Annotated in this window: 19 protein-coding genes; 8 read left to right on the top strand and 11 right to left on the bottom strand. The window is 48.5% G+C overall.

Annotation, left to right across the window (positions count from 1 at the left end; translation table 11 throughout):
* The 5 genes from BGO59_RS29020 to BGO59_RS29000 are packed head-to-tail and all read right to left on the bottom strand — an operon-like array spanning nucleotide 1 to nucleotide 5,668.
* Nucleotides 1–1,608 (bottom strand): CehA/McbA family metallohydrolase, encoded by a 1,608-nt coding sequence (locus tag BGO59_RS29020; protein WP_293689780.1) that lies wholly within the window; start codon nucleotides 1,606–1,608, stop codon nucleotides 1–3.
* Nucleotides 1,609–1,668: 60 nt separating this feature from the next.
* The gene (locus tag BGO59_RS29015) at nucleotides 1,669–2,076 is read right to left on the bottom strand and encodes an HNH endonuclease signature motif containing protein (RefSeq protein WP_293689777.1); all 408 of its coding nucleotides are present in this window, start codon (nucleotides 2,074–2,076) and stop codon (nucleotides 1,669–1,671) included.
* Nucleotides 2,073–2,309, bottom strand: coding sequence for a hypothetical protein (locus BGO59_RS29010; protein WP_293689774.1), 237 nt, complete (start codon nucleotides 2,307–2,309; stop codon nucleotides 2,073–2,075). The genes BGO59_RS29015 and BGO59_RS29010 overlap by 4 nt, the downstream gene beginning before the upstream one ends.
* Before the next feature lie 51 nt (nucleotides 2,310–2,360).
* Entirely contained in the window at nucleotides 2,361–4,919 is a 2,559-nt protein-coding gene (locus BGO59_RS29005) for an FtsX-like permease family protein (protein WP_293689771.1), read from the bottom strand.
* Nucleotides 4,920–4,975: 56 nt separating this feature from the next.
* Entirely contained in the window at nucleotides 4,976–5,668 is a 693-nt protein-coding gene (locus BGO59_RS29000; protein WP_293689768.1) for an ABC transporter ATP-binding protein, read from the bottom strand.
* Between the two features lie 129 nt (nucleotides 5,669–5,797).
* On the opposite strand from BGO59_RS29000, the gene BGO59_RS28995 reads away from it, so the two are divergent.
* Nucleotides 5,798–6,517 carry an arylesterase gene (locus BGO59_RS28995; RefSeq protein ID WP_293689765.1) on the top strand — a complete coding sequence of 240 codons (720 nt, stop codon included), beginning with the start codon at nucleotides 5,798–5,800 and terminating at the stop codon, nucleotides 6,515–6,517.
* Between the two features lie 7 nt (nucleotides 6,518–6,524).
* Here BGO59_RS28995 and BGO59_RS28990 read toward each other — a convergent pair whose 3' ends face one another.
* Together BGO59_RS28990 and BGO59_RS28985 are read right to left on the bottom strand one after the other, a co-directional pair.
* Entirely contained in the window at nucleotides 6,525–8,780 is a 2,256-nt protein-coding gene (locus BGO59_RS28990) for a BamA/TamA family outer membrane protein (protein ID WP_293689762.1), read from the bottom strand.
* A 189-nt stretch (nucleotides 8,781–8,969) separates the two neighbouring features.
* Nucleotides 8,970–14,054 carry a translocation/assembly module TamB domain-containing protein gene (locus tag BGO59_RS28985; RefSeq protein ID WP_293689759.1) on the bottom strand — a complete coding sequence of 1,695 codons (5,085 nt, stop codon included), beginning with the start codon at nucleotides 14,052–14,054 and terminating at the stop codon, nucleotides 8,970–8,972.
* Nucleotides 14,055–14,532: 478 nt separating this feature from the next.
* Between BGO59_RS28985 and BGO59_RS28980 the strand changes: the two genes are divergently transcribed.
* The 5 genes from BGO59_RS28980 (at nucleotide 14,533) to BGO59_RS28960 (ending at nucleotide 19,347) form a co-directional block, all read left to right on the top strand.
* The gene (locus BGO59_RS28980; RefSeq protein WP_293689756.1) at nucleotides 14,533–15,345 is read left to right on the top strand and encodes a TerC family protein; all 813 of its coding nucleotides are present in this window, start codon (nucleotides 14,533–14,535) and stop codon (nucleotides 15,343–15,345) included.
* Between the two features lie 102 nt (nucleotides 15,346–15,447).
* Nucleotides 15,448–16,965: an NADH-quinone oxidoreductase subunit N gene (locus BGO59_RS28975; RefSeq protein WP_293689753.1), complete on the top strand. Its 1,518-nt coding sequence runs from the start codon at nucleotides 15,448–15,450 to the stop codon at nucleotides 16,963–16,965.
* 84 nt (nucleotides 16,966–17,049) lie between these two features.
* Nucleotides 17,050–18,051: a bifunctional heptose 7-phosphate kinase/heptose 1-phosphate adenyltransferase gene (locus BGO59_RS28970; RefSeq protein WP_293689750.1), complete on the top strand. Its 1,002-nt coding sequence runs from the start codon at nucleotides 17,050–17,052 to the stop codon at nucleotides 18,049–18,051.
* 52 nt (nucleotides 18,052–18,103) lie between these two features.
* Nucleotides 18,104–18,565, top strand: a complete 462-nt coding sequence (locus BGO59_RS28965; protein ID WP_293689747.1) for a hypothetical protein — start codon at nucleotides 18,104–18,106, stop codon at nucleotides 18,563–18,565.
* A 65-nt stretch (nucleotides 18,566–18,630) separates the two neighbouring features.
* Entirely contained in the window at nucleotides 18,631–19,347 is a 717-nt protein-coding gene (locus tag BGO59_RS28960) for a hypothetical protein (RefSeq protein ID WP_293689745.1), read from the top strand.
* 99 nt (nucleotides 19,348–19,446) lie between these two features.
* Here BGO59_RS28960 and hemE read toward each other — a convergent pair whose 3' ends face one another.
* Nucleotides 19,447–20,490, bottom strand: a complete 1,044-nt coding sequence (gene hemE, locus BGO59_RS28955; RefSeq protein WP_293689742.1) for a uroporphyrinogen decarboxylase — start codon at nucleotides 20,488–20,490, stop codon at nucleotides 19,447–19,449.
* A gap of 102 nt (nucleotides 20,491–20,592) precedes the next feature.
* Between hemE and BGO59_RS28950 the strand changes: the two genes are divergently transcribed.
* The gene (locus tag BGO59_RS28950; protein ID WP_293689739.1) at nucleotides 20,593–21,654 is read left to right on the top strand and encodes a glycosyltransferase family 1 protein; all 1,062 of its coding nucleotides are present in this window, start codon (nucleotides 20,593–20,595) and stop codon (nucleotides 21,652–21,654) included.
* Nucleotides 21,655–21,658: 4 nt separating this feature from the next.
* On the opposite strand, the gene BGO59_RS28945 is transcribed toward BGO59_RS28950, so the two are convergent.
* Genes BGO59_RS28945 through BGO59_RS28935 form a run of 3 tightly spaced genes read right to left on the bottom strand, consistent with a single transcriptional unit; the run spans nucleotide 21,659 to nucleotide 23,365 of the window.
* A complete protein-coding gene (locus BGO59_RS28945) occupies nucleotides 21,659–22,342 on the bottom strand; it encodes a hypothetical protein (protein WP_293689737.1) in 684 nt (227 codons plus the stop codon).
* A gap of 4 nt (nucleotides 22,343–22,346) precedes the next feature.
* A complete protein-coding gene (locus BGO59_RS28940) occupies nucleotides 22,347–23,018 on the bottom strand; it encodes a hypothetical protein (protein WP_293689735.1) in 672 nt (223 codons plus the stop codon).
* Between the two features lie 2 nt (nucleotides 23,019–23,020).
* Nucleotides 23,021–23,365 carry a PadR family transcriptional regulator gene (locus BGO59_RS28935; RefSeq protein WP_293689732.1) on the bottom strand — a complete coding sequence of 115 codons (345 nt, stop codon included), beginning with the start codon at nucleotides 23,363–23,365 and terminating at the stop codon, nucleotides 23,021–23,023.
* Between the two features lie 188 nt (nucleotides 23,366–23,553).
* On the opposite strand from BGO59_RS28935, the gene BGO59_RS28930 reads away from it, so the two are divergent.
* Entirely contained in the window at nucleotides 23,554–25,386 is a 1,833-nt protein-coding gene (locus BGO59_RS28930; RefSeq protein ID WP_293689730.1) for an ABC transporter ATP-binding protein, read from the top strand.
* Nucleotides 25,387–25,428 lie beyond the last annotated feature (42 nt).

The raw sequence follows: 25,428 nt of genomic DNA, 5'->3' as shown, positions 1-25,428 counted from the left end.
CTACTTCAGTTTTTTTCGTAACGCTTCAATAATTCGTCGGGTTTCGGCAATCCGAGCCTGTAAACCGTCTTTGTATTTCCAGGCTTGCTGATCGACTTTTGTAGGGTCGGGGTTAAACTGCTGCTCAATCTCAGTCAGGTATTGTTCGCTTAGGTCAAGGTAATGGCTGGCCGTTTCCCGGTTGTAAAATCCATCTCCATTAACGGTTAAGTAAACGGGGGTTGTATGAGCTGACCGACAAGTACCTGCCGAACATCGGGCGGCAATCCAGCGGCCACTTTCAAGGTTGGGAAGCGTTAGCTGAAGAGACAGGTGATGACTCGATTGACCTGTTTCCTGAGCCGTTACCCGACCAATTACGTTTCCATGACTGACCAGTTCAAGCGTATCCAGCGGCACCTGACGATCATCTCCATACGCATGAACCGTAATCGATGCCGATGCACCTTTTTTTAGGTCCAGATGATCACCCGGAATCGCATTGGCTACTTTTAAATCAAGAATTGGGCCGCTCGACACAAATGTATGGCCAGCCGCTACTGCATCGCGCCAGTTCGAAAATGTAAACTTTTTGTCTGCACCCAGGTAGGTGTAAAAGCGTGCATTGCCAATACGTGATGAGTGTTCGACGGGGCCATGCCCATGATCTTGCCCGCACCAGGGAAAGTCGGAGCCTGCGGTGGCGGTGAGTGGAATGCCGAGATCCAGCAAATGATAATAGTGCTGTGTATGCAATGGGTGAGCATCGACACAAAATTGTAGCAATTCAAACGCATCGACCTTGCCGCGCAGTCCATCGAGCGTTAAGCCCCGGTACCCATGAAACGTTTCGGCCTGATGAGCATAGCCCGTGATACCACCAAGCTGATGAATTTTATCGAAAACTTCGTCGAAGAAGTAGTAGCGATTGCTTTTTCGGACGCGATCAGCAGCTCCCAACGCAAAGACGTGACCCAGTTCGGAAGTTCGTGGATCTTCCTGGCCGCTCGTCAGCAGATAATTACCCTGTTGATAAACGCCTTTGTCACCGTAAGCATACTGCGGGTAGTAGGTTTCCCAGAAATCACCCATACGTAGAAATGCGCCCACATGCACATCTTCGGCCTGAAGCCAGCAGGCAATATAGGGGTTGTCGCGTGGAGAGCGCCGGAGGTGAATATGCCCATCGGTCGAGTACCAGCCTTTGGCAGCCATATTGATCCATCGCTCCAGTCGTAGCGTTTTCTGAACGGTTTTTCCGGCAGTAATCGTCAGTATATGTTTCTGAGGGAGGTATTCGGGACCTTTGGAAATAGCTACGGCATACGTACCCGGTGGCAACGACAACTGAAATCGCCCCGGTACATAAAACGAACTGTCGGGCTGAAACCCATAGCCATCTTCATGATCCCACAGGCCATACATAACCGCCACCGCTTCGACAGGAAGCTGGGCTACTGGACGACCATTTTGCGTAAGCTGCACACGAACAGGCGTAGGCTTTCCGGTTGAGGCATCCAGGATTGTGATTGATAATCGCCCAACTGACTGCCCATTAGCAGTAAGAAACGACATCAATACCAGAAAGAGGAGCCGTTTGCAGACGCGCCAGCCGAAAGAATCCACCATGTAAATAGACCGTAACGTTTCGATCTAAAAGAACGAATAGAATCGACATTTACTGACTCTTTAATACCTACCTGCTTGTGCCAGTAACTGACGAAGAATAACCCGATCTGGATCGTTCAGTTGAAGTACTTTGATAGTCGCTTGCCCTATACGGGTTTTAGGGATGACCTCGCCATCAAGCGCTTCAAAATGAGCGCCCCATTCGTGTTTACGGGGGTTGAATAAAATAACTATGTCGTCGTAAGAATCGAGAAAAGTGGTTAAATCTGATCCTTTATGAGTATTGCAATGTGGACACGCATAGGCCAGGTTTTCCAGCTCATTACCTCCGCCATGTTTTACACTAATGATATGGTCGATCTCGAAAGTCAGGAAAGAATCATTTTCATGTACTCGGCAATACTCGCACCGATAGTTGGCGCGTTGAGCGACAGAACGACGTTTTTTAGTAGAAATCGTTTGTCTCATCCCTTCATTAAAACCCGGGCCCGCGCTTTAGTAAGGCTGATAAATAGATCGAGGGCTAAAAAACGCTCTAGTTCGCTCGATTCTTCGGGAGTGATAAGACCATCTTTTTTTCGATTAACTAGCTCCTCGACTCGCCTAGACATAGAAGCAGGAGCCTTTAGAGTACTAATTTTATCGGGAGCCAATTGAGCCAGGCTACTGGCTATATCGCCGAACGCTTCGGTTACACTCATGATCGGATGCCGTTTTTCACAAAGAACGATAAAATGTTACGATTAGTCACATTATACTTCGGCTCGCAACACATCTAGCGGTGGCCTCGAGAGCACTTCCCGGCTGTTGAATACGCCAATTAGGATCGTCATGACGGTAACGACTAAAGCCACAACCACCAGCGGCACAACGGCTGGTTTATACGGAACGTCAAATACGAACCGGGCTAATCCCCAGGTTCCAGCTATGGAGAGAACAATACCCGAAAGAGAGGCTAACAGCCCCAGCAAGCCATATTCCAGAATGGTAATCCGTAAAATCTGTTCCCGGCTAGCTCCCAAAGTACGTAACAATACACTCTCACGCAGCCGCTGAAACTTACTGATAACGACCGAACTGGCTAAGACCAATAAACCTGTCAGAATACTGAACAAGGCCATAAACTGGATGACGAACGAGATCTGCTCAAGAATTTCATCAACCGTTTTCAGGATCAGGCCCAAGTCGATGGCCGAGACATTCGGAAATTGAGTAACCAAACCGCGCTGAAGCTGGGCCGAGACCTGATTGTTGGGCACGCGGGTCATCAGCACATGGAATTGGGGGGCCTGTTCCAGAACACCTGAAGGAAATACCACCAGAAAGTTAGTCTGTACCCGGTTCCATTCCACTTCGCGTGTGCCCCCTACAATCGTCTGAATAGGAGCGCCCTGCACGTTGAAATTCAGCGTATCGCCCAGTTTAAGGTGCATGCGGTCGAAGAAAGGCTTCTCTATAGAAACATAAACAGCACCATTGGCCTGATGGGGCGCTTTGCCCAAAACCAGCTTCTCCGACGAAATGAGTGTATCACGGTACGTCACTCGGTACTCGCGGGTAAAGGCCCACTTCGGTGGTCTGGCGGTGGTATCGCTCCGGTTTGCGTTATCTGTTTTGCCGTTAATATCCGACAGACGCATGGTTACGACCGGGACTTCTTGCAAAACCGGCAATTTTTGGGCAGCGACTAATTTTTTTACACCGCCAAGCTGCTCATTCTGAATATCGAACAGGACCATGTTGGGTTGCTTGCCACTAGCCGACAGTTCGACCTGCCCCAGCAACAAACCTTGAGTAAGGTAAAGAGTTGCTATCAGGAAAGCGCCCAACCCAATAGAGGTTACGAGTATCAGCGTTTGGTTATTGGGTCGATAGAGGTTGGCCAGACTTTGCCGCCAGACGTAACTCCACGAAGCGGGGAAAAATCGACGAACCAGCCAGATCAGCCCTAAGCCCAGCGCGGTTAATATGCCAAAGGCCAGCATCAGACCACCCGTAAAGCCAATGGACAACATCAGATTTTTGGTTTGCAAATAGGCAAAGCCAACAATAAACAGGAGCACAAGCAGGTATACCAGCCAACGAAGTGGGTCACGCCCGCTCAGGTCATCTTCATACGAGTTACGGATAGCTCGTAAAGGCGATACATTCCGAATCGCCAGCAAGGGTAGCAACGAAAACAAAACCGAAATCAGTAACCCTGTACCCAGACCACCCAGAATAGCCGGAAGTGATACCGATGTTTCGACGGTAACGGGCAGGAAATTGCTGAATATGCGGGGAAGAATCAACTGAATGGCCGAACCAGCCAAAGCGCCAATGGCGGCCCCTAAAAAGCCCATGATCGCCGTCTGGATTAAGTAAATCAGAAAAGCCTGACGGCCACTGGTTCCAAGCGTCCGCAGAATGGCTACGGATGCAATTTTCTCTTTGACGTACAATTGAACGGCACTGGCAACACCCACACAGCCCAACAATAAGGCCACAAAGGCCACCAGACTTAGAAATTTGGTCAGATCGCCAAACGCCCGTCCGGTCTGTTTTTTACGCCCAGCTACCGTATCAAAATTTATTCCTTCCTTATCCAATTGCGAGGAAAGTGGCTTGATGAACTTCTCTACATCGGTGCCGGGAGCAAATTGGTAATAGTATTTATAGGCTATCCGGCTACCTCGCTGTAGCAGGCCTGTACCGGCTAAAAATTGATTCGGTACAAAAACGGTAGGAGCTACAGTGGCAGCTACAGCAGCTTGGCCGGGGGTTTTCGTAACCCGCCCCGCAACCAGAAAATTGAGATTACCAATCTTCACTGAATCGCCGGGTTGAGCCCCTAACTGAACCAGCAATCCATCATCTACCAAAGCAACCCGGCTATTGGCTTTGCGAAACGTTTGGATAGCCGATACTGGCTGAACTTCCCAGGTGCCATAGTAGGGGAAAGCACCCTCAAGACCTTTAATTTGAGCTAGTCGTACACCTCCCGTTTTGGGAATCGATACCAGCGATGGGAAGGAAACCTCATACGCCCGGTCGCGGCCAATCGTTTTTAGGAGTTTATTGGTTTTAGCCGATGGTTCGCGTGACCACGAGATGGTCAGGTCTGCTCCCAATAATTCACGGGCCTGGTCGTCGATGCTTTGGGCCAGATTATCACCGAAGGAGTTGATGGCTACCAAAGCAGCAATGCCCAGTACGATTGCCGACATAAACAGCAATAATCGCTGGCGGCTCCGCCGACTATCGCGCCAGGCCATCCGAAATAACCAGTTTGTTCCGGGGCGGATATTTGTATGCAACTGAGGGGAATCCATAGGTAATGATTGAATGATAGAATTGTTGAATGATTGAATTATCTCAGTTACTTTATTCAGTCATTCAATAATTCAGTCATTCGATCATTAACTACCGTCCCTCCCTTAATTCGAATGATCCGTTGCGTGCGGGAAGCCAGTTCCATATCGTGGGTAACCAGTACGAGGGTGGTTCCTGCTTCGCGGTTGAGTTCGAACAGCAGATCGACAACCGTAGCGCTGGTGTCGGCATCGAGGTTGCCGGTTGGTTCATCGGCAAAGAGGAGTTTAGGGCGGTTGGCAAAAGCACGCGCCAGCGAAACCCGTTGCTGTTCGCCCCCCGAAAGCTGAGTAGGGTAGTGGTGCCCTCGCTGTCCCAGGCCAACCCGATCCAGCAACGCCTGAGCGGTTTTGGCAGCTCCTTTTTCGCCCCGTAGTTCGAGCGGAACCATCACGTTTTCGAGGGCAGTCAGCGTGGGCAGAAGTTGGAAGTTCTGGAAAATGAACCCAACATATTGGTTCCGAATGGCGGCCCGCTGATCTTCATTGAGTGTATCCAGCCGAATGTCGTTCAGGTAAACGCTGCCGGAAGAAGCCCGGTCCAGCCCAGCGCATAAGCCCAATAGCGTTGTTTTGCCACTGCCCGATGGGCCAACGATGGCAAAGGTATCGCCCGGTTCAAGCGTAAAATTGACGCCATGAAGTACGGTTAGTTCACGGCCTCCACTGATATAGGTTTTGGTAAGATTTTCGACGTGCAGGATACTCATGGAACAAAAAGGTTGTTCTAAACACAGAGATAACGGAGATTTACACGGAGAAAGCGAGGAACAACTTTTTTTTAGGCTTCGTACCATCCTCTGCGTTCTCTGTGTTTACATCTAACCGACAGACAACCAATGAAGTTCTGGCAAAATCGACAAACGGTTCATTCTGTGATAAGCGGCCTGATCGTTTGCTTAACGGTCTGGAATTGCGGCTCATCCGATACCAAAACTACTTCAGGATCAAGTGATCGTACTGCCAAGCCCTCTACCGCTTCGCCGACGGCTCCGGCGAAAAAACAGATTGTTCTATTTTATGGAAATAGCTTAACAGCCGGTTATGGTGTCGAACCGTCGCAGGCATTCCCTGCTTTGGTTGGTCAGAAGATCGATTCGGCCGGGTTGAATTATACGGTTGTCAATGCTGGACTAAGTGGCGAAACGACAGCGGGCGGAAAAAGCCGGATTAGTTGGGTGATGCGTCAGCCCGTGGCTGTATTCGTACTCGAGCTGGGTGGTAACGACGGCCTTCGGGGATTACCACTCACCGCCACCCGGCAAAATTTACAGGCTATTATGGATACAGTTCGTAAGAAAAGCCCGGAAGCAACCATCGTACTGGCTGGTATGCAGATTCCGCCCAATATGGGAACGACCTATACGAAAGAGTTTCGAGGGTTGTTTAAAGAACTGGCTGATAAGAACAAAGCCGTTCTGATTCCGTTTTTGCTCGAAGGAGTTGGCGGCATTCCCAAACTGAACCAACCCGACGGCATCCATCCCACACCCGACGGCCATAAAATTGTAGCGAACACAGTCTGGAAGGCGCTAAAACCCGTGTTGGAAAAAGAGTAAAGAAAAATTAAAACGGGTAGCCTACACCAATATTGAGCACGAGGTTTTGCTTTCGCCAGTCAGGGCTACCAAACGCCATCTTATCGACTACCCATTCGTTACCGTCGGTCTTGTAAGGCTTTCGTAGTGGGGTTGCCAGATCAAGGCGAATCAGGAAATACGATAAATCCAGTCGGATGCCGACACCTGCGCCCACAGCAATTTGCTTGTAAAAATTGGACGAAAAGGTTTCAACATCACCTTCGAAATTATCAAGGTTATAATACGTCCAGACATTGCCTGCATCGACGAATAAGGCGCCTTCCAGGTATTTGTTAAACTTGAGCCGTAATTCGGTATTTGCTTCTAGTTTTATATCTCCTCCACCGTCCTGAAATGGTGGTAGATTTCGAATCGTATCGCGGGTAAATAGGCCTGGACCGATAGCTCTGGGCCGGAATGCCCGGATGCTATTGCTACCACCCACAAAATACTGTTTGGTGAAAGGAATCTGATAGCCTTTATAATTTCCATAGGGAACGCCTAAACCAGCAAACAGCCGATTGGCCAATGTTAGCTTAGGGTTTAGTTGACGGTAGTACCGCAAATTGGCATCCAATCGAATAAACTGAGCATAGGGCACACCAAAAATCCCTTTACGATCATCGGTTGGGAGCGATTTCCGAAAGAAAAGGCTGGCTAGGTTCCCGGCAGCTTCGGCATTTGCTGTGAATCGAAATGTATTCGGCGAAATAGAACGGGCTGGGGAATTATAATTGAATGTGTATAATGAACTAAGAATAAGCTGATCTGATAGGAAAACAGTAGTCTGGTATTGCGCTCTGACAATGGCAGGGATATTGGGGTCACTAATAATTTCATAGACCCGGTCACCTACGCTATTTAAGGGCACATAGACATAGTTGATATTGAAAGGCTGGAAAACGTGCTCGACTTGTTGATTCTGGCGCCAGGCATAGCCAAACGTGGTCTGAGCGGAGTTAATTCGGTACAAACCACCCCGGATAATGGTCTGATACCCAATCGTAGCGTTGGTTTTAGGTAATGCCTGCCGTTGATCGTAGCGGAAACTGAACGGAGCTACCAGCCGTGGGAAACTCAAGTTTAGGTCGGTGCCTAAGCGATAATTGGTGACACTTTCTCCAGCATCGCCGACCTGAAATTCGATACCAGCATTGGCATTGACCGTAAGGAGTTCGGCACGATGAAGCGCGTTTCGGTTGCGCCAGCTTACAACCACCTGAGTACCGTTGAAATTAGTGGATCGGGAGGTCCCGTCCAATTCTACCCGTATGGATTTGGCCGGGTAGGGTGTCAGATAATAATGCACATCGAGCACAGCAGAGTCGCCCTGCTGATCGGGTTCGAACCGATTTCTTACAAACTTAAAGGCGCCTACGTTAATAAACCGCGACAGCGTTAAGTCCTGCATACGGCTGTTATACCGTTGGCCGGGTCGTACAGTTACAATATCGCGGAAAAGTTTAGGGTCGAACCGACGCGTCGAGTCAATAATTCGGAATTGTTGTTCGGTCTGGTAAGCACGTCGGCGATTCGTGTCATTCCGGGCTGTCGACAGGTTGTAATTGGAGTAAATAAAGACATCGCGGATCGTGTATGGAACACCTGCCGCTTCGGGCATGTCGGGTTTGATGGCGAAGTAGAGCTTGGTATGGTGCGTAGCCGTGTCATTATCTGCCAGTACGGCCACATAATCGGGTAGGAAATAGTAAAATCCCCGTTGTTTAATAGCCTGACTAATCCGCTCCCGTTCCAGCTTGATATTGTCGAACAGATAGGGGTCTCCTTTTTTAATAATGGTTCGACGAGAAGCCGCCAGCAGGGCTTTTCGTACGGGTGTTGAATCGACCAGAACGCCCGTCGAATCGATGTAAAACCGTTGCTTTACATCCACATCATAAACGCCCCGTGCTTTATAACCTTCCTCTTTTAATTTGCCAGTTGCATCTGAGCCGAAATACCCCTGATTCTGTAACGTTGCCTTGAAAATAGGGATGTTCGACGTAATGGCTTTGGCACTGGCTAATATGGGTTCCTGACCAAATTTATTCCGAAACCAGGATCGAAACCCATTCGGCTTTTTAGGTTCGCCAAACAAGTAATATAACCCCACTTTATAAGGATAACCGAAAATTTGTTTGTTGGGCCGGGGGCGGGCAAGGCCTTCCAATTGGGTTTGTAAGCTACTCTGCTGATCTTTGGAAATCGTAGAATCGGCGTGGATGACGATGTCGGTTCCCATATAGAGCCGTTCGTTCGGAGGTAGGTGTTTAGCTATGTTACAGGCACTTAGAAGCCATGTGGCAAACAAAAAGCAGCTAATAGAGACTATACGCAAACCACGGAACAAAAAAGCGCCTTTTGGTTGATTCGGCCGAGTGAGAAGAATGGTGCGGTAGTTGTGTATCGTAGATAAGAATCTCATAACGGATTAGTTCATCGTTGTACCCGGCGACGACTTCCGGAAGATTTCAGATAACGTATTGTAGTCCATCGTAATAATGAACCCAATACCCGTTTCAATAACATATCCATCCAGTACGGCCTGATAGTCGTTCCGGCGATATGCTCGTAATACGTACCGGCCATCTCGGGTAACATTATAGTTGGCCGAAACGTTGTCGAATACCTGATTCTGGCTGGGAGTAGCTGCACTAGCTGAGTTGTCGAGCACAAAGTTTTTACCAACCGAAACGGTAACACGACCCGCCAGAAAACTTCGTGATACACCTACATTCAGATCGGTACGAGAGCCGTTGTTTGTGCCGCCTGTATTGGCACTACCTGCCTGAGAAAGTAAATTAAAATCGACATCAAACCCCTTCAGTACACCCGATGCCAGTCGGCCCAACTGATCGGAAATAAGTTTACTGACGCTACTACGGGCAAGGTTTTCGGCCTGTGTGTTGAGCCCGCCATTATCGGAGCCAGAGAAGAAATCGGAGGTATTTTCAGGCAGAAACCGATTTAGTACTAACAACGCAAAAACCTGTTTATTGACCTGCGATGGGTCTTGTCGAAGCTCTTTCAGTTTATTCTCGACGTTTGTGCCTAAAACACTCGTTGCTGCTATGTCACTTTCAGCCTCTGGTGAACGAATGTCGAAACTTAGCTTAGGTGATGCCAGATTATCACTAATCGTTAATAACACCTCAAACGGTAATTTCCGCTTTAGGGATGAGGCATCTACGTTGGTCGACTCATTACCAATCAGATCACCCGGAGAAGTCGATACCTTGTAAATAGCCGTCATGTTGATGTCAGCTTTAAGTGGATCGCCCGAGAAGTTGATGTAACCGCCTTTCTGAAGCTCGAACTTACGTTTCAGTACCTGGTAGGTCAGCGAATATTCGCCTTCGGTTACCTCATATCGGCCAAGTACACTTACCTGACCCGCAGCATTGACTCCTACATTGAGCCGGGCATTCCCTCGTACTCTTAGGTAGTCGCCGTTGAGTTCATCCACGACAATGGTCAGTTCTGATTTTTCATCGGCCTCCAGATCGACTGAAATGGTTGAGTTTGTTAACTTGTCAAACGAGAGCCGGGGGGCCAGACTATCCTGCTTAGGTTGGTACAGATACTTTACCAGCGCCAGCGAGTCGTTATGGTTGATGAACGTAACAATGCCGTTGGCTTCATTGGCACTGGCGGTTTCATCGGGCAACACCATCGAAATTTTGCTGCCATCTTCGAGACGGACCGTACCATTGACAGAAGCATCACTCCCCGTTCCTTTAATTCGGAGATCGGTGCTGACCGAAGCCTGGCCATAGGCATAGTCATTGTCTTTTCGGGAGGCATTGAGTACCTGGAAATGATCGGCCTGAACACGTAGGTTGTAAGCCGCATTCGGCAGGTTTTTGAGCACGACGGTGCCATTGGTGGTAAGCGTTCGACCCAGCGAATCGCGCAGACTAAAGTCGTTTAAGGTGATCGTTTGTCCAGAGAAGGCCAGTTTCTCTTGATCGATATGATAGGTTGAATTAAGCTGTTTGATATTGAACGCAACCGAATCGAAGGCGACACTACCGTCCATCTCCGGGTTATCGATGGCCCCAGCTACACTAAAGTCGCCAGTGAGTTTGCCTTTGGCCTGACGTAATTCACCGAAACTAAAGGCTTCGATTGTTCGGGCGTCGAGCCGATTCAGTTTGATGGCCAGATTCAGGGCTTCTTTGGCATTATTTGGGTTATAGAATCCGGTTATGGCAGCATCATTGTAAGGGCCAGCCAGGGTTGTGTTGACACTGATTCGTCCTTCGGTCGTATTGTTGAACCGGGCGGTCAGATTACCGATGGGTTTCTGCATCACCTGTAAGCTATCGACATAGACCGACCCAATAAACGCCAGACTCTCATTAGTGCCCATATAATTTCGCACTACGACGGTGCCATTCAGTTCGCCACTGGCCAGGGTTGTATCCTGATTGGCTAACCGGGCCAGGTTGGCTACATCGAGGGAGCGGGCCGTAACCCGAATCGGGGCATTGCCATACTGTTCAGTACTGCTGATTTCGAGTGATTGCTTCCCCTGTTCAATATGCAGATTGTTGATCAAGACCCCATTATTGCCATATTGGGCAAAACCGCTTGTGTCGGTCTGCCACCGCTGGTAATTGGTCAGGAGGCCATTTCGGGCAAACTGGAATCGATAACTCGAATCGACAACGCTAAGTGTGCCAGCCAGCCCATGTAAATCCCGATTGATCGAATCTTTGTTGACCATCGAAAACTGGAACCGATTGTTGGCTGCGATTCCGTTTAAGTCCGTTTCCCGGATGGTCATGCCATTATAGAGTACACCAGCAATCCGCCCATCTACTTTAAGCTGGTTGTTGGCCCCCCGTATGGCAAAGGAACTGCCCTGTAGGGTGGTGGTATCGTATACAATGACACCCGTTCGGAGTGTAGCTGAGAGGGTCGTATCCCGATTGTTGTCCAGGTATGCATCCAGTCGAACCGTATCCATGCGGGTGAGCGCGGGCACAAAGGCCTGGAAGAGTGGATTTTGGTAGGCTTTTAGTGAGAGAGTAAACGCATGGGGAGGAGGAATGCGTTTGTAGGCCAATGCCGGTAGGGCAATGTACTGGCTAATTTCGCCCGCAATGATGTCGTAAAGTTGTGGGTAGTTGAATTGCCCGTCCAGGCTAAGTCGGGCACCGGGCAACTGAGCGATCACGCTTTTGTTAAGGCCATTGGCATCCAGACGAGCATAAAGCGAATCGACGGGATAGCTTTTGCCATTCAGATCAAGCACCGCATCCTGTGCCGAAATAGTACCGACAGGCTTATCAGGGTTGGTCGATGCCATGTTCATGACAATCCGCCCTTTCAGCGATAGCGGGTCTTTGTAGAGTTTCAGCTTTTGCAGATTCAGTTCCTGAATCACCGTCTCTCCGGTTACGCTTGGGAACTCACCTTTCAGGCCTACCTGCGCATCGAGTTTCAGGTTGGCGTTGGGGTCTTTAAGGGCTCCGGTAATGGTCAGGTTTCCATTGGCCAGCTTCCCTTCGGCATCGAGATTCTGGTAAGTATAGCCGTTTAGTTCGGCCGATTGAACGGCCAGATCGAAGCGAGTGGTGAGGGTATTGACATCTATGCCTTGTCCATCGACCGTAGCCCGGCCCGTTATTTTACCAACGGTGCCTGTCTGTTTCAACCACTTGCCCGCGTCAAAATCGGCTAAATTAAGCGTGCCTTTATAGGTTTGTCGTTTGCCAGAAACGAAACCAGCCAGCCGCCCGTCGAAGTTGGCCGTGCCCCAGGCTGTGTTTAGCCTGGTATCTAAAATAAGGTCATTCAGTTGCCCGTTGATCTTGCCCGTTAGTTTGATGGAAGGCGGTAGGGCAATGGACGATGGGATTGAACTTTTCGGAGCCAGTTTGTTGATATCTGCCAGACTAGTGGTTGCTTCCTGAACGGTCATGGCCACACCCAGATGATTGGGGTCGGTTACATTGGTCAGCCGTCCACTCGCCCGGATGCGAGTCCCCGACAGCATCTGAAATTCCAGTCGGGGCAGATTCAGTGAAGCCAGGGTACCAACGGCCTGAGCATTGGCACGGAATACGCCACCCTTATTTCCGGCAAATGGAGGAGTATTGGCTAAGGCTGGAGCCAATTGAAGGACATCATCGACCGATAACCGACTGTCGCGCAGATTTACCTTCACACTCACGCGTTTGGCAAAGCGTGGATCGGTTAACTGACTCAACGAATCATAACGCAGCACAAGCTGGTCGCGCAAAAGGGTCGTCGGTGTCTGAACGTATAGTTTCGTAAGCGTGGTGGTGGTATCGGTATAAAGTACGTTGCCGTCGAGTTGCTGGAGCACAAAACCGCTCGTTGCCCGGAACCGTCCGTTGCGCAGTTGACCGCTGATGCGTTGTCCTCGCTTGCCTAAGTCCTGATAAACCAGAAAACGACCGTCGATGCCCAGACTCCGTAAATCGAGATGCCCATAATCAAGGCCCTGTTTCTGGCGGGGAGCTGTTTCATCATCGAACTGGATTCGGTTGTTGGCGAACCGCACATTCGTCAGCTTAGCCTGCCAGCCTGGCGTGGATTCGCCCGGCGTGGATGACGCTACGGTTGCTGATGTGGATGCTCCTGGCGTAGTTACCGGTTTTTTTGTGGGTTTGGTCAGGAGAGCGGCAATATCCCCATTGGTTAATTCAAGTGATTTAATGCCAATTTTTTGCCCTTCCAGATACAGATAGTCCGACTCCATAGCGAGCCGATCGGCGGCTCCTTTGGTGACAAAATCAGCTGTTTCGACGCGTACGTCCCATTTAGTATGGTTGAGTTGCCATTTTCCCAACGCCAGATCAAGCGTATCGCCGGGCTTGCTGGGAGCACTGGGGGGTGTCGGCAAGCCCTCATACAATCGCGTGTAGACATTCAGCCCGTTGCCTGTAACACTAGACAGGTGATACTTCGATTTATCGACGTCGGTTTCGCTGAAGGTTGCCCGTAAGCTATCGAGGTACGCATTGACATCGGCTCCGGCTACATCGTCTTTATACTTGATCCGCACATCCCGAAGGGCTATTCCCGTCAGATTAATCGCCATCGGAGTCGACACCGTATCTGAGGGTTCGGGTGCTGAGCCGGTGTCAAATGCGTTGAGAATGTATTGAAAGTTGAATGTCGTGTCGGGCAGTGTGCGGGTAATGTTCAACCGTATACGCTCCAACTCAATCTGATTGAGAGCCACACGGTTATTAAGTAACCCCCACATATCCAGATCGACCCGCATCCGGCCGCCATTCAGGAGGGTATCGCCTTTAGGAGTCTGGAAAAAGACATCCTCTAATTCAATCCAGTCGGGAATTGAGTAGCGGATGTGTCCGATATGAAAAGGTGACTGAAGTTTTTTGGCCAGGTAGGAGTTTACCTGTTTCGTAACAAATTGCTGTCCCCAGGGTGTAGTGGCTACAAGCACCAAAAACCCCGCCAATAATAGGACGAGGGCAAGTAACCCGAGTAGAACACGAACAATCAGTTTTGGCACAGATAAAAACGTTTTTTCAGAATGTTACTAAATGGCAATACACTAAACCTTATGTATTGTGGCATGTGAAACCGGACATAACAGGCTTTCTAATACTATGTTTCATTGAATAACGCGTATATAGGTCATTATGTTACCGGGAGCTTTTAATGGCTTTCAAATGTCTAGAATTTTCTTTTTAATGAACTATTTATGAGTCTATATTTTTGAATTGCACCCAGACTTATACGGTCATAGGCCATAATATGTATTGCTTTACATGAACTATGCCGAAAACGCAGGGTTTTGATCCCAGGCTGGATACCCTTCATACCAGTACGCAATATGTAGAGAATATGTTGCTTCTTTCATTGTTTTTAGGCTGTGTACCAATGGTCCTTTTGGCATGCCTTTTATCCGGTTTCTACGTCTTTGTTAAACAAGATGTTGCAGACCCGGCTTGTAGCGGGTAATTTTGGGCCATACATCTGTTCACCGAATGAGCGACCTGTTTACTGCTGAAGCTATTGTCAGTTTGATAACCCTAACGTTTTTGGAAATCGTACTGGGGATCGACAATATCATTTTTATCTCTATCGCGGCCAACAAGCTTGCCCGTAACGATCAGCCAAAAGCCCGAAATATTGGTCTCGGTCTGGCGATGGCCTTTCGGTTGGTGTTGCTAATGGGTATCTCGTTTGTGATCTCTTTGAGTAAACCGTTTACCCATGTCGATGCTGGCTGGTTTAAAGCTGCTTTTACAGGGCAAAGTCTTATTCTGTTTGGTGGCGGGTTGTTTCTGCTTTACAAAGCAACGTCTGAAATCCATCACAAACTTGAAGGGGGAGACCATGACGAAACAACTGGCGGAACAAAAAGCAAAACGACCATTTCCAGTGTAGTGGCACAGATTGCAGTGACCAACATCGTTTTCTCGATCGACTCGATCCTGACGGCCATTGGCCTGACGCAGAACGTTGCCGTTATGATGGTTGCTGTGGTGCTGTCGATTCTGATTATGATGTTCTTTGCTGGTCCAGTCGGTCGTTTTGTAAACGATCACCCTACTATTCAGATGCTGGGTCTGGCCTTTCTGATCATGATCGGATTCATGCTGCTGGCTGAAGGGGCTCACCTTTCGGAAGTAGTTATGTTCGATCAGGAAGTGGGCAGCGTACCGAAAGGATACCTGTATTTTGCTATTGCCTTCTCCTTGCTAGTTGAATTCCTGAATATTCAGCTCCGTAAAAAAGAAAAACCCGTTAAGCTGCATCAGTATGATGGGCAGCCGGGTAAAGATGGGATTATGTAGTACCAGGAGCGAGGAGTGAGGAGTGAGCAGGCCGACGAATCAGGAAAACAAGCGTCAGCCTTCGCACTTCTCACTTCTGGCTTCTCACTCGTTTAAAAAGCTTTGTCTCTTACCGACCAACTAAACGACATTCTAAATAGCCTCGGTGGCTTTGGGCCCGAGATCTGGCTATCAGTGGCCGTATGTGTGCTCCTGGTAGTTGAGTTGGTGCTGGTTCGGGCAGTGGCTCTGTCAAATGCTCGACCCTATCTGGCTGGCTTAAGTATACTCGTCGTAGGGGTAGCAGGTGTGTGGGCTATTAGGTTACCTACGCGCAGTTTTTTGTTCATGCATCTGCTTTTTGTCGATAACCAGGCTATTTTCATTCAGCAGGTAGTGGCCTTAAGTGCTGTTGCCGTATTACTTTATGAAGTGGCAACGTCATCGGAGCGATTTGGGCGTGCCACAAAACTGCCTTTGGAATGGTACTCGATACTGGTTGCCATGACCTTAGGTTTGTTTCTGATGACCATTTCGGTCAATCTGCTTAGTATTTACCTGAGCATCGAGTTGGTTTCGATCTGCTCGTATCTGCTTACGGCACTCACCACCGATCGAAAAGCCTCAGAAGGAGGCATCAAATACCTGTTGTTTGGTTCAATCAGTTCGGCCGTTATGCTTTATGGTATGTCGTTGCTGTATGGCATGACCGGAACCCTTGATCTGACGGCCGATGCTTTCGGTGCCCAACTGGCTCAGCAGGAAATTCCCGTTGCAACGGTTGCTATAGTACTGACGCTGGCTGGTCTGTTGTTTAAGTTGGCTGGCGTTCCCTTTCATGTCTGGACCCCCGATGCGTATGAGGCTGCTCCGGTTCCGGTAGCTGCCTTTTTCTCGATAGCCCCCAAAGCGGCTGCTATATTGGTTCTGATGCGGGTAGTAACGTCTTTGCCAATCGACTCGCCAGTAGGGGGAGCCACAACGGCAGCGATACAAACTCCGCTGGCTGTATTGGCCCTGGCTGGTATTCTGATCGGGAATCTGTCGGCGCTCCGGCAAACGGACGCCAAACGGCTGCTAGCGTATTCGAGCATTGCCCATGCCGGATTTCTACTGGTTGGGGTGGTGGCGATGAGCGAAGCTGGGTTCAATGCTGTTTTGTTTTACATAGGTACGTACCTGTTTATAACACTGGCTGCTTTTTTTCTGATTGACCTGTTGGCGCGTAGCAACGGCAGTGATCTGACCATCAAAAATTTTGCCGGACTAGGTTCACAACAACCGCTGCTGTCAATTGCGCTTACCGTGGTTATGATTGCCCTAACGGGTTTGCCACCGACAGTCGGTTTTACGGCTAAGCTCCTATCGTTTTCAGCTCTTTACGATGCCTATCAGCAAACGGGCGATAGCTGGCTGTTGCTATTGTTTGCTTTAGGTCTTTTAAACACACTGATTGGGCTAGCCTATTATCTTAAGATTCCGTTTCTGTTATTCTTCCGATCAAGACCCACAGAATTGGAACCCTTTCCTAACGTTGCTTTGCCTAAACTGGCAGTCTGGACAGCAGTTATCCTGACGATTCCTGCCATTGGGCTTTTTCTCAAACCGGATCTGGTATCGCGTTGGTTAACTAACTGGTAGATCATCGTTCTATAAGTAGTCGGCAAACCTATCCGGGCGAATCGTTTGTTTTCGTTTCTTTGTAATTCACAACCTGTTCAATTTATGAATCCTGTTCTGGATATGACGCTTGATGAATTGTTCGATCAGTTCGATAATCTACGCGTATTGATCATTGGCGACGTTATGCTTGATTCCTACGTGTGGGGCCATGTTGAGCGGATTTCTCCCGAAGCTCCCGTTCCTATTGTTCGGTTCGACCGTCGTGAATTGCGACTGGGGGGGGCTGGAAACGTACTGCTCAATGTACAGGCACTAGGGGCCGAAGCCATTATTTGTTCCGTAATTGGTACAGATGCGTCGGGCGATCAGCTTGAAAAAGAACTCTGTGACCGGGGGTTAAACTGCGATGGGCTTATTCGTAGTGACGACCGAATCACGACCATCAAAGAGCGGATTATTGCCGGATCACAGCAGGTCGTTCGTGTCGATACCGAGACTGATAAATACATCACTTCGGTTGAACGGGCAAAGCTGATCGACAAAGCTAAAAGTCTGATTCCGACCTGCCATGTCGTTATTTTTGAGGATTACGACAAAGGTGTTCTGAGTAAGGATGCTATTGCCGAAATCACCGATTTTGCCAATGAACAGGGCGTTCCGACGGTGGTTGATCCCAAGAAACGTAACTTCCTGTCGTATCAGAATACGACCCTTTTTAAACCCAATCTGAAAGAACTACGCGAGGGATTGAAAGTTGATTTTGATGTCGATGACCCCGACGAATTTCAGGCCGCTGTTGACCAACTGAAGCAGCAACTGAATGTAAAGGGTGCGCTGATTACGCTTTCAGAGCGAGGGGTATTTATTGACTTCAACGGAGAGAAACAGAAACTTCCGGCTCACATTCGCAAAATTGCCGACGTATCGGGTGCGGGCGATACCGTGATCAGTATTGCTGCCTGCTGTGTTGCTCTAAAACAACCCCCACATGTTATTGCTGGATTGTCGAATCTCGGAGGTGGACTGGTTTGCGAATCAGTTGGCGTAGTACCAATCGACAAAGCTAAATTGAAAGAAGAAGCAAAAGAGAATCTGTTGGCTTGACCTGTGAGTGTATCAGACTATGGCTTAACACATAATTGATTACACAACAGAGATGAGTCAAGAGTTTAGAGCATTCGCAGCTATTGAAGATGCTATCGATACGTCTGAAAGTTATCGTGGATCATTAGTCGTTCGAGAGGATTCTATACTTGTGCCAATTATCAATCTTGGCATATCTGAGCACGTTCTTAACCCTACTAATAAGTTAGCTTACGTTGACTTTGCCTACCTCTTTTTCAAAGGCTTTTCTAAAGTGTTGTTGAATAGCTTTACAGATATCAAAAGCAAGGATACTGAGAAACGATATTGCTATGTGGGAGGCAGTCAAGCGGGTGATCTAGAAGTTGAGTGTAACCAAACTTATTTACTATTACCTACTGCCGGTCGTTTGTCGCCAACAAATTGGTATCCAGATAACACTCCATTCTATAAAGCAAATTTAGACTCAGAACAGGTTAATAGTTTTTGGAATACAGTTGATGCTGTTTGGAAAGCAATTAATTCACTAAAATGAATCTTAGCTAGCATATTGCCACTTATATAACAGATCTCAATGGCCGATACGCATTCTGACTACTCATGACTGGTCCAAAATTTCTACAGTTACAGATGGACGACCGCCCTAAAATTATAGGCATCAGGGATGGCACATCACAAGCATGGACTACTAAAGAATTCTGGTTAGTCCATCAGGAATTGAAGGCATTTATTAAAGATGCTCACGACTACATGGCTGGTAATAAACCAAATTTTGATGCAAAATGGATTGGGATCACATTGGATAAAGACGCTTATTTAACTGATTTTATAGACGTTGCTGGTGTCCTAAGAGGTTATTTTGTCAGTGATCGGTTGAAAACCATTTTAGAGAGCTGTCATTTACCTGAGCATTGCTTTTATAAAGTCGTTTTGCATCAACCAGAAAAGCGCGGCAAAACTCTTAAGCATATAGACGGTTACTGGTGGTTTTACTACCAGATGGAGACAGGACAGACTAATGTAAATTTTAGCCAATCAGCCTTTCAGGCAAGTAGGCACCCTGTTTTAGATCAATTTGGAAGTACTTCAATACTGAGTTTTGAGGATTATAAAAACATATACACGAACACCCCTCCTGCTCCTAAAGCTATAAAACTCGTGTTTAATGAAAACTTTGATAAAGCACTAGATTTTTGGGGAACACAATTTTTATCTATACGGAATTATATATCGGAGAACTTACATCGGAAATTGGAAGAAAGCAAGATAACGGGGTATAAGGTAAAAGCACCTGAATGTGAATTGATCTTTGATTAATCTCTTTACATAAGATTAGTTATAAAACCAGCCTGAGAAAAGTACAAACAGTACTAGATGTCACAGTTTGTACTTTTCATGTAGTCACCTGATGAAACATCAAACGGCTCCTAGTTCCTTCACCGCGTCGACAAAACAGCGGGCTTTGTCGCGGTCGGTATCGGGGTAGATGCCGTGGCCGAGGTTGGCGATGTAATGCTGATGACCGAAACCATCAAACATCCGCTTCACTTCGGCCCGAATCTGGGCGAAATCGGCATAAAGCACACAAGGGTCCAGATTACCCTGCAATACCCGGTCGGGAATCAATTGCCGCGACTCATGCGGGTCCATGTTCCAGTCCAGGCCAACCACATCGCAGCTTAGCTGACCGATTTCCTGTCGGGCAAAAAAGGCACCTTTTGCAAAAACAGTGATGGGTACTTCGCGGTCCGGTGTTCCGGTGATCAGATCGCAGATTTGCTTGATATAAGGCAGCGAGAATGTCCGGTACTGTTCGGGCGAGAGAATACCTGCCCAGGAATCGAAAATCTGTACCAGATCGGCCCCTGCCTGGATCTGGGCCTGCAAATAGCCAATCGTGCTGTCCGTAATTTGCTGGAGCAACGCGTGGGCAAAATCGGGGTCGGTATAGAGCAGTTTTTTGGCAACCGAGAAGGTTTTGGAACCTTTGCCCTCCGTCATGTAACAGAAAATGGTGAACGGCGCCCCGGCAAATCCAATGAGCGGAACCCGGCCATTCAACTCTTTCTTGGTCAGCTTGATGGCATCCAGTACGTAGCCCAGATCACTTTCAGCATCGGCTACCCGTAGCCGTTTGAGGTCGTCCATAGTGCGGACCGTTTCGGGAAAAACAGGGCCCCGGCTCTCGACCATTTCGTAAGGTAACCCCATGGCTTCGGGAATCACCAGAATATCGGAGAAGATAATGGCCGCGTCGACACCAAACGCATCGACAGGCTGAATGGTCACTTCGGCAGCCAGTTCGGGGGTTTTGGCTAGTGTGATGAAACTACCAGCCTGTTCGCGGACGGCACGGTACTCAGGCAACACGCGCCCGGCCTGCCGCATCATCCAGACCGGAGCTCGTTCGGTCAGTTCGCCCCGTGCGGTGCGGAGCAGCAGATCATTTTGTAAAGTCATACCGCAAAAGTACGCTGGCAAGGCGAAATTTCAGGCCATGAAGTCGGGTGTGTTCCCAAACCATTTTAGAATTCGCCAATTTTGCCGAAAAATCGCCTTTACATGCCCACACTTTTTATCGATACCGAACGTCTGCGTGATCTTAACAGTGGGTTAGGGCAGGTCTGTTTGCATCTTGGTCAGGAACTTGTGCGCCAATCGCCCGTCGAATGGCAGCTAATGTTTCTGGTCCCCGAAGGTAAAACAGGCATTTTCGGGGGTTCGGTGAGCTATATAGAAGCCTCCTGGACTCGCAAATTCTGGATACCCGGTCAATATGATGTGTGGCATTGTTTGCATCAGGATTCGGCTTATCTGCCCAGTCAGGCAAAACTCATCCTGACGATTCACGACCTTAATTTTCTTGAACGACCGGATTATTCGGAATCTACCAAAGCCCGTAAACTAGCTCGTTTACAAAAAAAAGTAAATCGAGCGACGGCCTTAACCGCCATTTCTCAGTATACAGCATCGGTGGTTCGTGAACAGTTGGTGACCGATAAACCGGTACAGGTTATTTCAAATGGAGTAGCCGTTAATCCGGCCGAGACCCCAACAGAACCGCCGAAGTCAGCATGGATTGATTCATTGGTTGATGCGCCCTTCTTTCTGTTTGTGGGTGTTATTCACCCAAAAAAGAACGTCCATACTTTACTACCTATGCTGGAGGCCTTTCCAGATTACCGATTGGTACTGGCTGGTCCTGATGGTCACCCCTATGCTCAGCACATTCGCGAGCAGGCGGTAAAGCTGGGCATTGCCGACAGACTACTGATGCCGGGTTCGATCGATGAATCAACAAAACGGTGGCTTTATGCGCATTGTACGGCCTTCTTGTTCCCATCTTTATCGGAAGGATTCGGTTTGCCCGTAGCCGAAGCCATGACATTCGGAAAGCCCGTGTTTATTTCCCGGCTCACCAGCCTACCCGAAGTAGGCGGAAAGGAAGCCTATTATTTTGAAAATTTCGAGCCTGAGTCTATGGCCCAAACCCTGGATGAGGGACTGCGGGATTTCGCTCAAAACCCCCTCCGCCAGGAGCGTCTGCGCCGACGAGCCGCCACGTTTAGCTGGCCTGATGTTGCCAAAACGTATTGGGAGTTATATACAGGATTAGTTCAGTGATGTTTTATCGAGTTGAGTAAGTGTCATACAACGACTCATACATTAGGTTTCCGGTACGCATATACAACCCAAAGAGGCTCAGATATAATGAAAGCAGGATTGGCTGATAGGGGTATGGTAAAGCCGGAAGAATCCAGTAATATCCGACGACACCTAAACCATATAACATTGGGAGTATGACACCGTGTCGTTTTAGCAGATACAGCGCTTCGGTAGGGATATTATGGATACCATGCCTGAATAGGGCTTTCAAGTATGGCCACGCTATCAAGAGCAGCCCAGTAAGTTTTCCTATGATAAAGCCTTGTGCCGCTCCGCTAAAGATGTAATCCCATTGGTGCGTATACCAGAGAAAAGATAAAGCGAGTAGCATCAGGTAAACAGGGGCTGTCTGACGCCATACGAGCGGTTTCTGAAACTGTGCTGCCAATGCCTGTTGCCAGCGCTGGTCATAGTGTACAAACGTTACCCGGTTGTACTGCCGCTCCATTTTCTGTAACCCTTTTCGACTCCCAAAGGCTTTTTGAACCTCGGTTAACGCGGTTTCAAACGTCATGCCCTGCGATATGTATTCGGTAAGGGCGACCGTATAATGGTCGGTCAGTTCAAGAATCAATTCTTCGTTCGTGAGCAAATTGACTTCGCGAAGATGATAATCAAGATCGGCTTGTTGGGCAGCAGTGAGCATGGCTTTAGGCGAGTTTATAATAAAACTTTTTATAGAAAAGCTGAACAAAACTAAGGCTATACAGTAGGGTCAGCAGGCAAATCAGGACAGATACTATTGGGTAGGTTTGTAAAAAATTGCGAATAGTATGTGAGCTTTTTTCAGAAAAGGCATTAGTCAGATTGAGGCTGATCTGTAATAGGTTTATGGGAATCATACCTTGATTTTGAAAGTACTGCCACACCAGTTTACCCGTTGAAATGCGCTGATCGACGCTTTTGAAATACCCCCAAACCAGCAGTACTAATGGAGATAACGCGAGATAGAAAATACTGGTAGCTACTGTGTTGGGAGGGAGTAAAGGGACAAGTATGAAAAGAAGCAAACACAGCAGGGTAGTCGATAGAATTGTGGGCCAGCGAAAATAACTTTTCAGAATGGCCCTATGCTGAATGCGCACCTGCCGGACAATACTTTTTTCATAGTCCTTTTGTATGTGATCAAGGCCTATGCCACCACCTAATTCGAACCAGGCCCATTTACTGGCTTCATCGAATGACTGCCCTGCTGCCATCTTCTGTTCGGTAAGTGTAGCATAGTGGTCAACTAATTCAGCTAGTAAATCGTCGTAGGTAATAGACGCCAACCCGATCAGGTCGTGCCGTAGAGCCGTAATTTGTTTATTCGAAAGGGACATGTTTAAAGGCTAGGTTTCAGTTTCAGAACCAGATTCAGGTTTTCCAGAAAGGCGGTTAAATCGGCGATGCGTCCGGCGGCTTCGGTATGCCCGGTTTTGGTGAGCGAGTAGTATTTACGGGCGCGACCATCCACAATCTGCGTTTCGGTAGTTAGTAACCCTTCGGCTTCGAGCTTGTGCAGGGCTGGGTACAAAGCCCCTTCGGTAATGGTCATTTCACCAGCCGTTAGTTCCTTCACCTTCTGCGTGATCTCGTAGCCATACATCTTGTCACGATCTTCCAATAGACGTAGAATAATCACCGACAGGCTACCTTTCAATAAAGAGGAGTTATTGGACGTGTTCATGCATTAAATATACACAAAGAAATTATATACCTCCAAATCTTAGGTATAGGTCTAAATCGGGATTTAACGGATTTACGGATGAATAGGATTTTGTAGCTGTATGGATTCGCAATGCGAGCAAAATCTGTTTAATCCCTAAATCAGATAAATTCCGCCGGGCCGACGTTTCAGTTATCTTTGCACCACGAATGAAAACATATAGTCGATTACTCTCGTTTGCCAGACCACTGGGTCGCTTCCTGGCGCCATTTGTGTTGACGTCGCTGATTGCCAGTGTGTTTGGTGTACTTAATTTTACGCTGCTGATTCCCCTGCTAAGCATCCTGTTCGAACAGGTCGATGCCAAACGGATGCAGGCGTTTCTGAATCAACCGGCTCCCTCCATTACTTCATCGCCGACCGAAGCTTTTAATTATTACTTTGCTCAGGTATTTCAGGAGTATGGTAAAATCGGCGCTCTCCAATTTGTGTGTGGTATTATAATCGTATCGGTTTTACTGAGTAATGTTTTTAAGTATCTGTCAGTCAGGCAGCTAGAGTCGTTCAAGGCCCGGATGGTGGCTACCCTGCGTGAAACCGTTTTTAGCCGGACCATTCACCTGCATCTGGGCTTTTTCTCCAACGAGCGGAAAGGGAATCTGATGTCGCGCATCACGACGGATGTGCAGGAGGTTGAAAACTCCATTGCCAATACATTGTCGGCGGGGTCGAAAGAAGTGTTTTTGCTGATCGGCTACATCATTGCGTTACTGAGCATTTCAGTAAAGCTGACGCTATTTGCCATCATCGTTATCCCGATTTCGGGGGGATTTATTGCTACCCTGGTTCGACGGATGAAACGCGATGCTCAGGAAGGTCAGCAGCGCCTGAGTAGCCTGGTAAGTTTGCTCGACGAAACATTTGGCGGCATGCGGGTGGTAAAAGGCTTTGTGGCCGAAGGGTTTATTCTCAATAAGTTTCGGCAGGAAAACGAAGGCTATCGACAGGCTGTTCGGTCGCTGGCAAACCGCCGGGAGCTGGCCTCTCCCTTTTCTGAAGTGATGGGCGTGGCAGTGGTAGCCGGAATCTTGCTCTACGGTGGATCGCTGGTACTGAGTGGCCAATCGGACCTGACAGCCGCCCAGTTTATTGCCTACATCGCTATTTTCTCGCAGGTGACGCGCCCGGCCAAGGATATTTCCAACGCCTTTAGCGGTTCGCAGCGGGGGCTAGCGTCGGGCGAGCGGGTGCTGGAACTGATCGATACCCAATCGGCCGTTCAGGACAAACCGGGAGCTATTACACTGGGTACGTTTAGCGACCGGATTTCGGTGCAGTCTGTATCGTTTGCCTACAATGAAGATACGCCTGTATTGCGCGACATTAGTTTTGAACTGACTAAAGGCAAAACCATCGCCCTGGTTGGTTCATCGGGTGGCGGTAAATCGACCATTGCCGATCTGATTCCCCGTTTTTATGATCCAACATCAGGTAATATTCGAATCGACGGGGTGGATCTGCGCGACTGCACAATGGCATCCCTACGGGCTCAGATGGGTATTGTGACGCAGGAAAGTATTCTGTTCAACGACACCATTTTTAACAACATCGCCTTTGGTAGTAAAGCGACTGAGGCCCAGGTAATGGAAGCTGCCCGGATTGCGAATGCCCACGAATTCATCATGGCGCAACCCGATGGATACCAGACTGTCATTGGCGATCGAGGGGGCAAACTATCGGGGGGGCAGCGGCAGCGTATCAGCATTGCCCGCGCAATCCTGAAAAATCCGCCGATTCTGATTCTGGATGAGGCCACATCGGCCCTCGATACCGAATCCGAAAAACTGGTTCAGGAAGCCCTGACGCGTCTGATGGCCAACCGAACAACGCTCGTTATTGCCCACCGACTGAGTACCATTCAGCATGCCGATGAGATTCTGGTCGTCAATCAGGGACGTATCGTTGAGCGCGGTCGCCACGACGAACTGCTATCGCTGGATGAAGGGTTCTATCGGAAGCTGAGCACGATGCAGAATGTATAGCTGTTGTAAGGTGGTGGAGACCCGCGCTATTAGCCACCATCG

Source organism: Spirosoma sp. 48-14, assembly GCF_001898575.1.
Lineage (GTDB): Bacteria > Bacteroidota > Bacteroidia > Cytophagales > Spirosomataceae > Spirosoma.
Note: the sequence above shows the minus strand (reverse complement) of the source record. Positions and strands in the feature narration are given on the sequence as shown.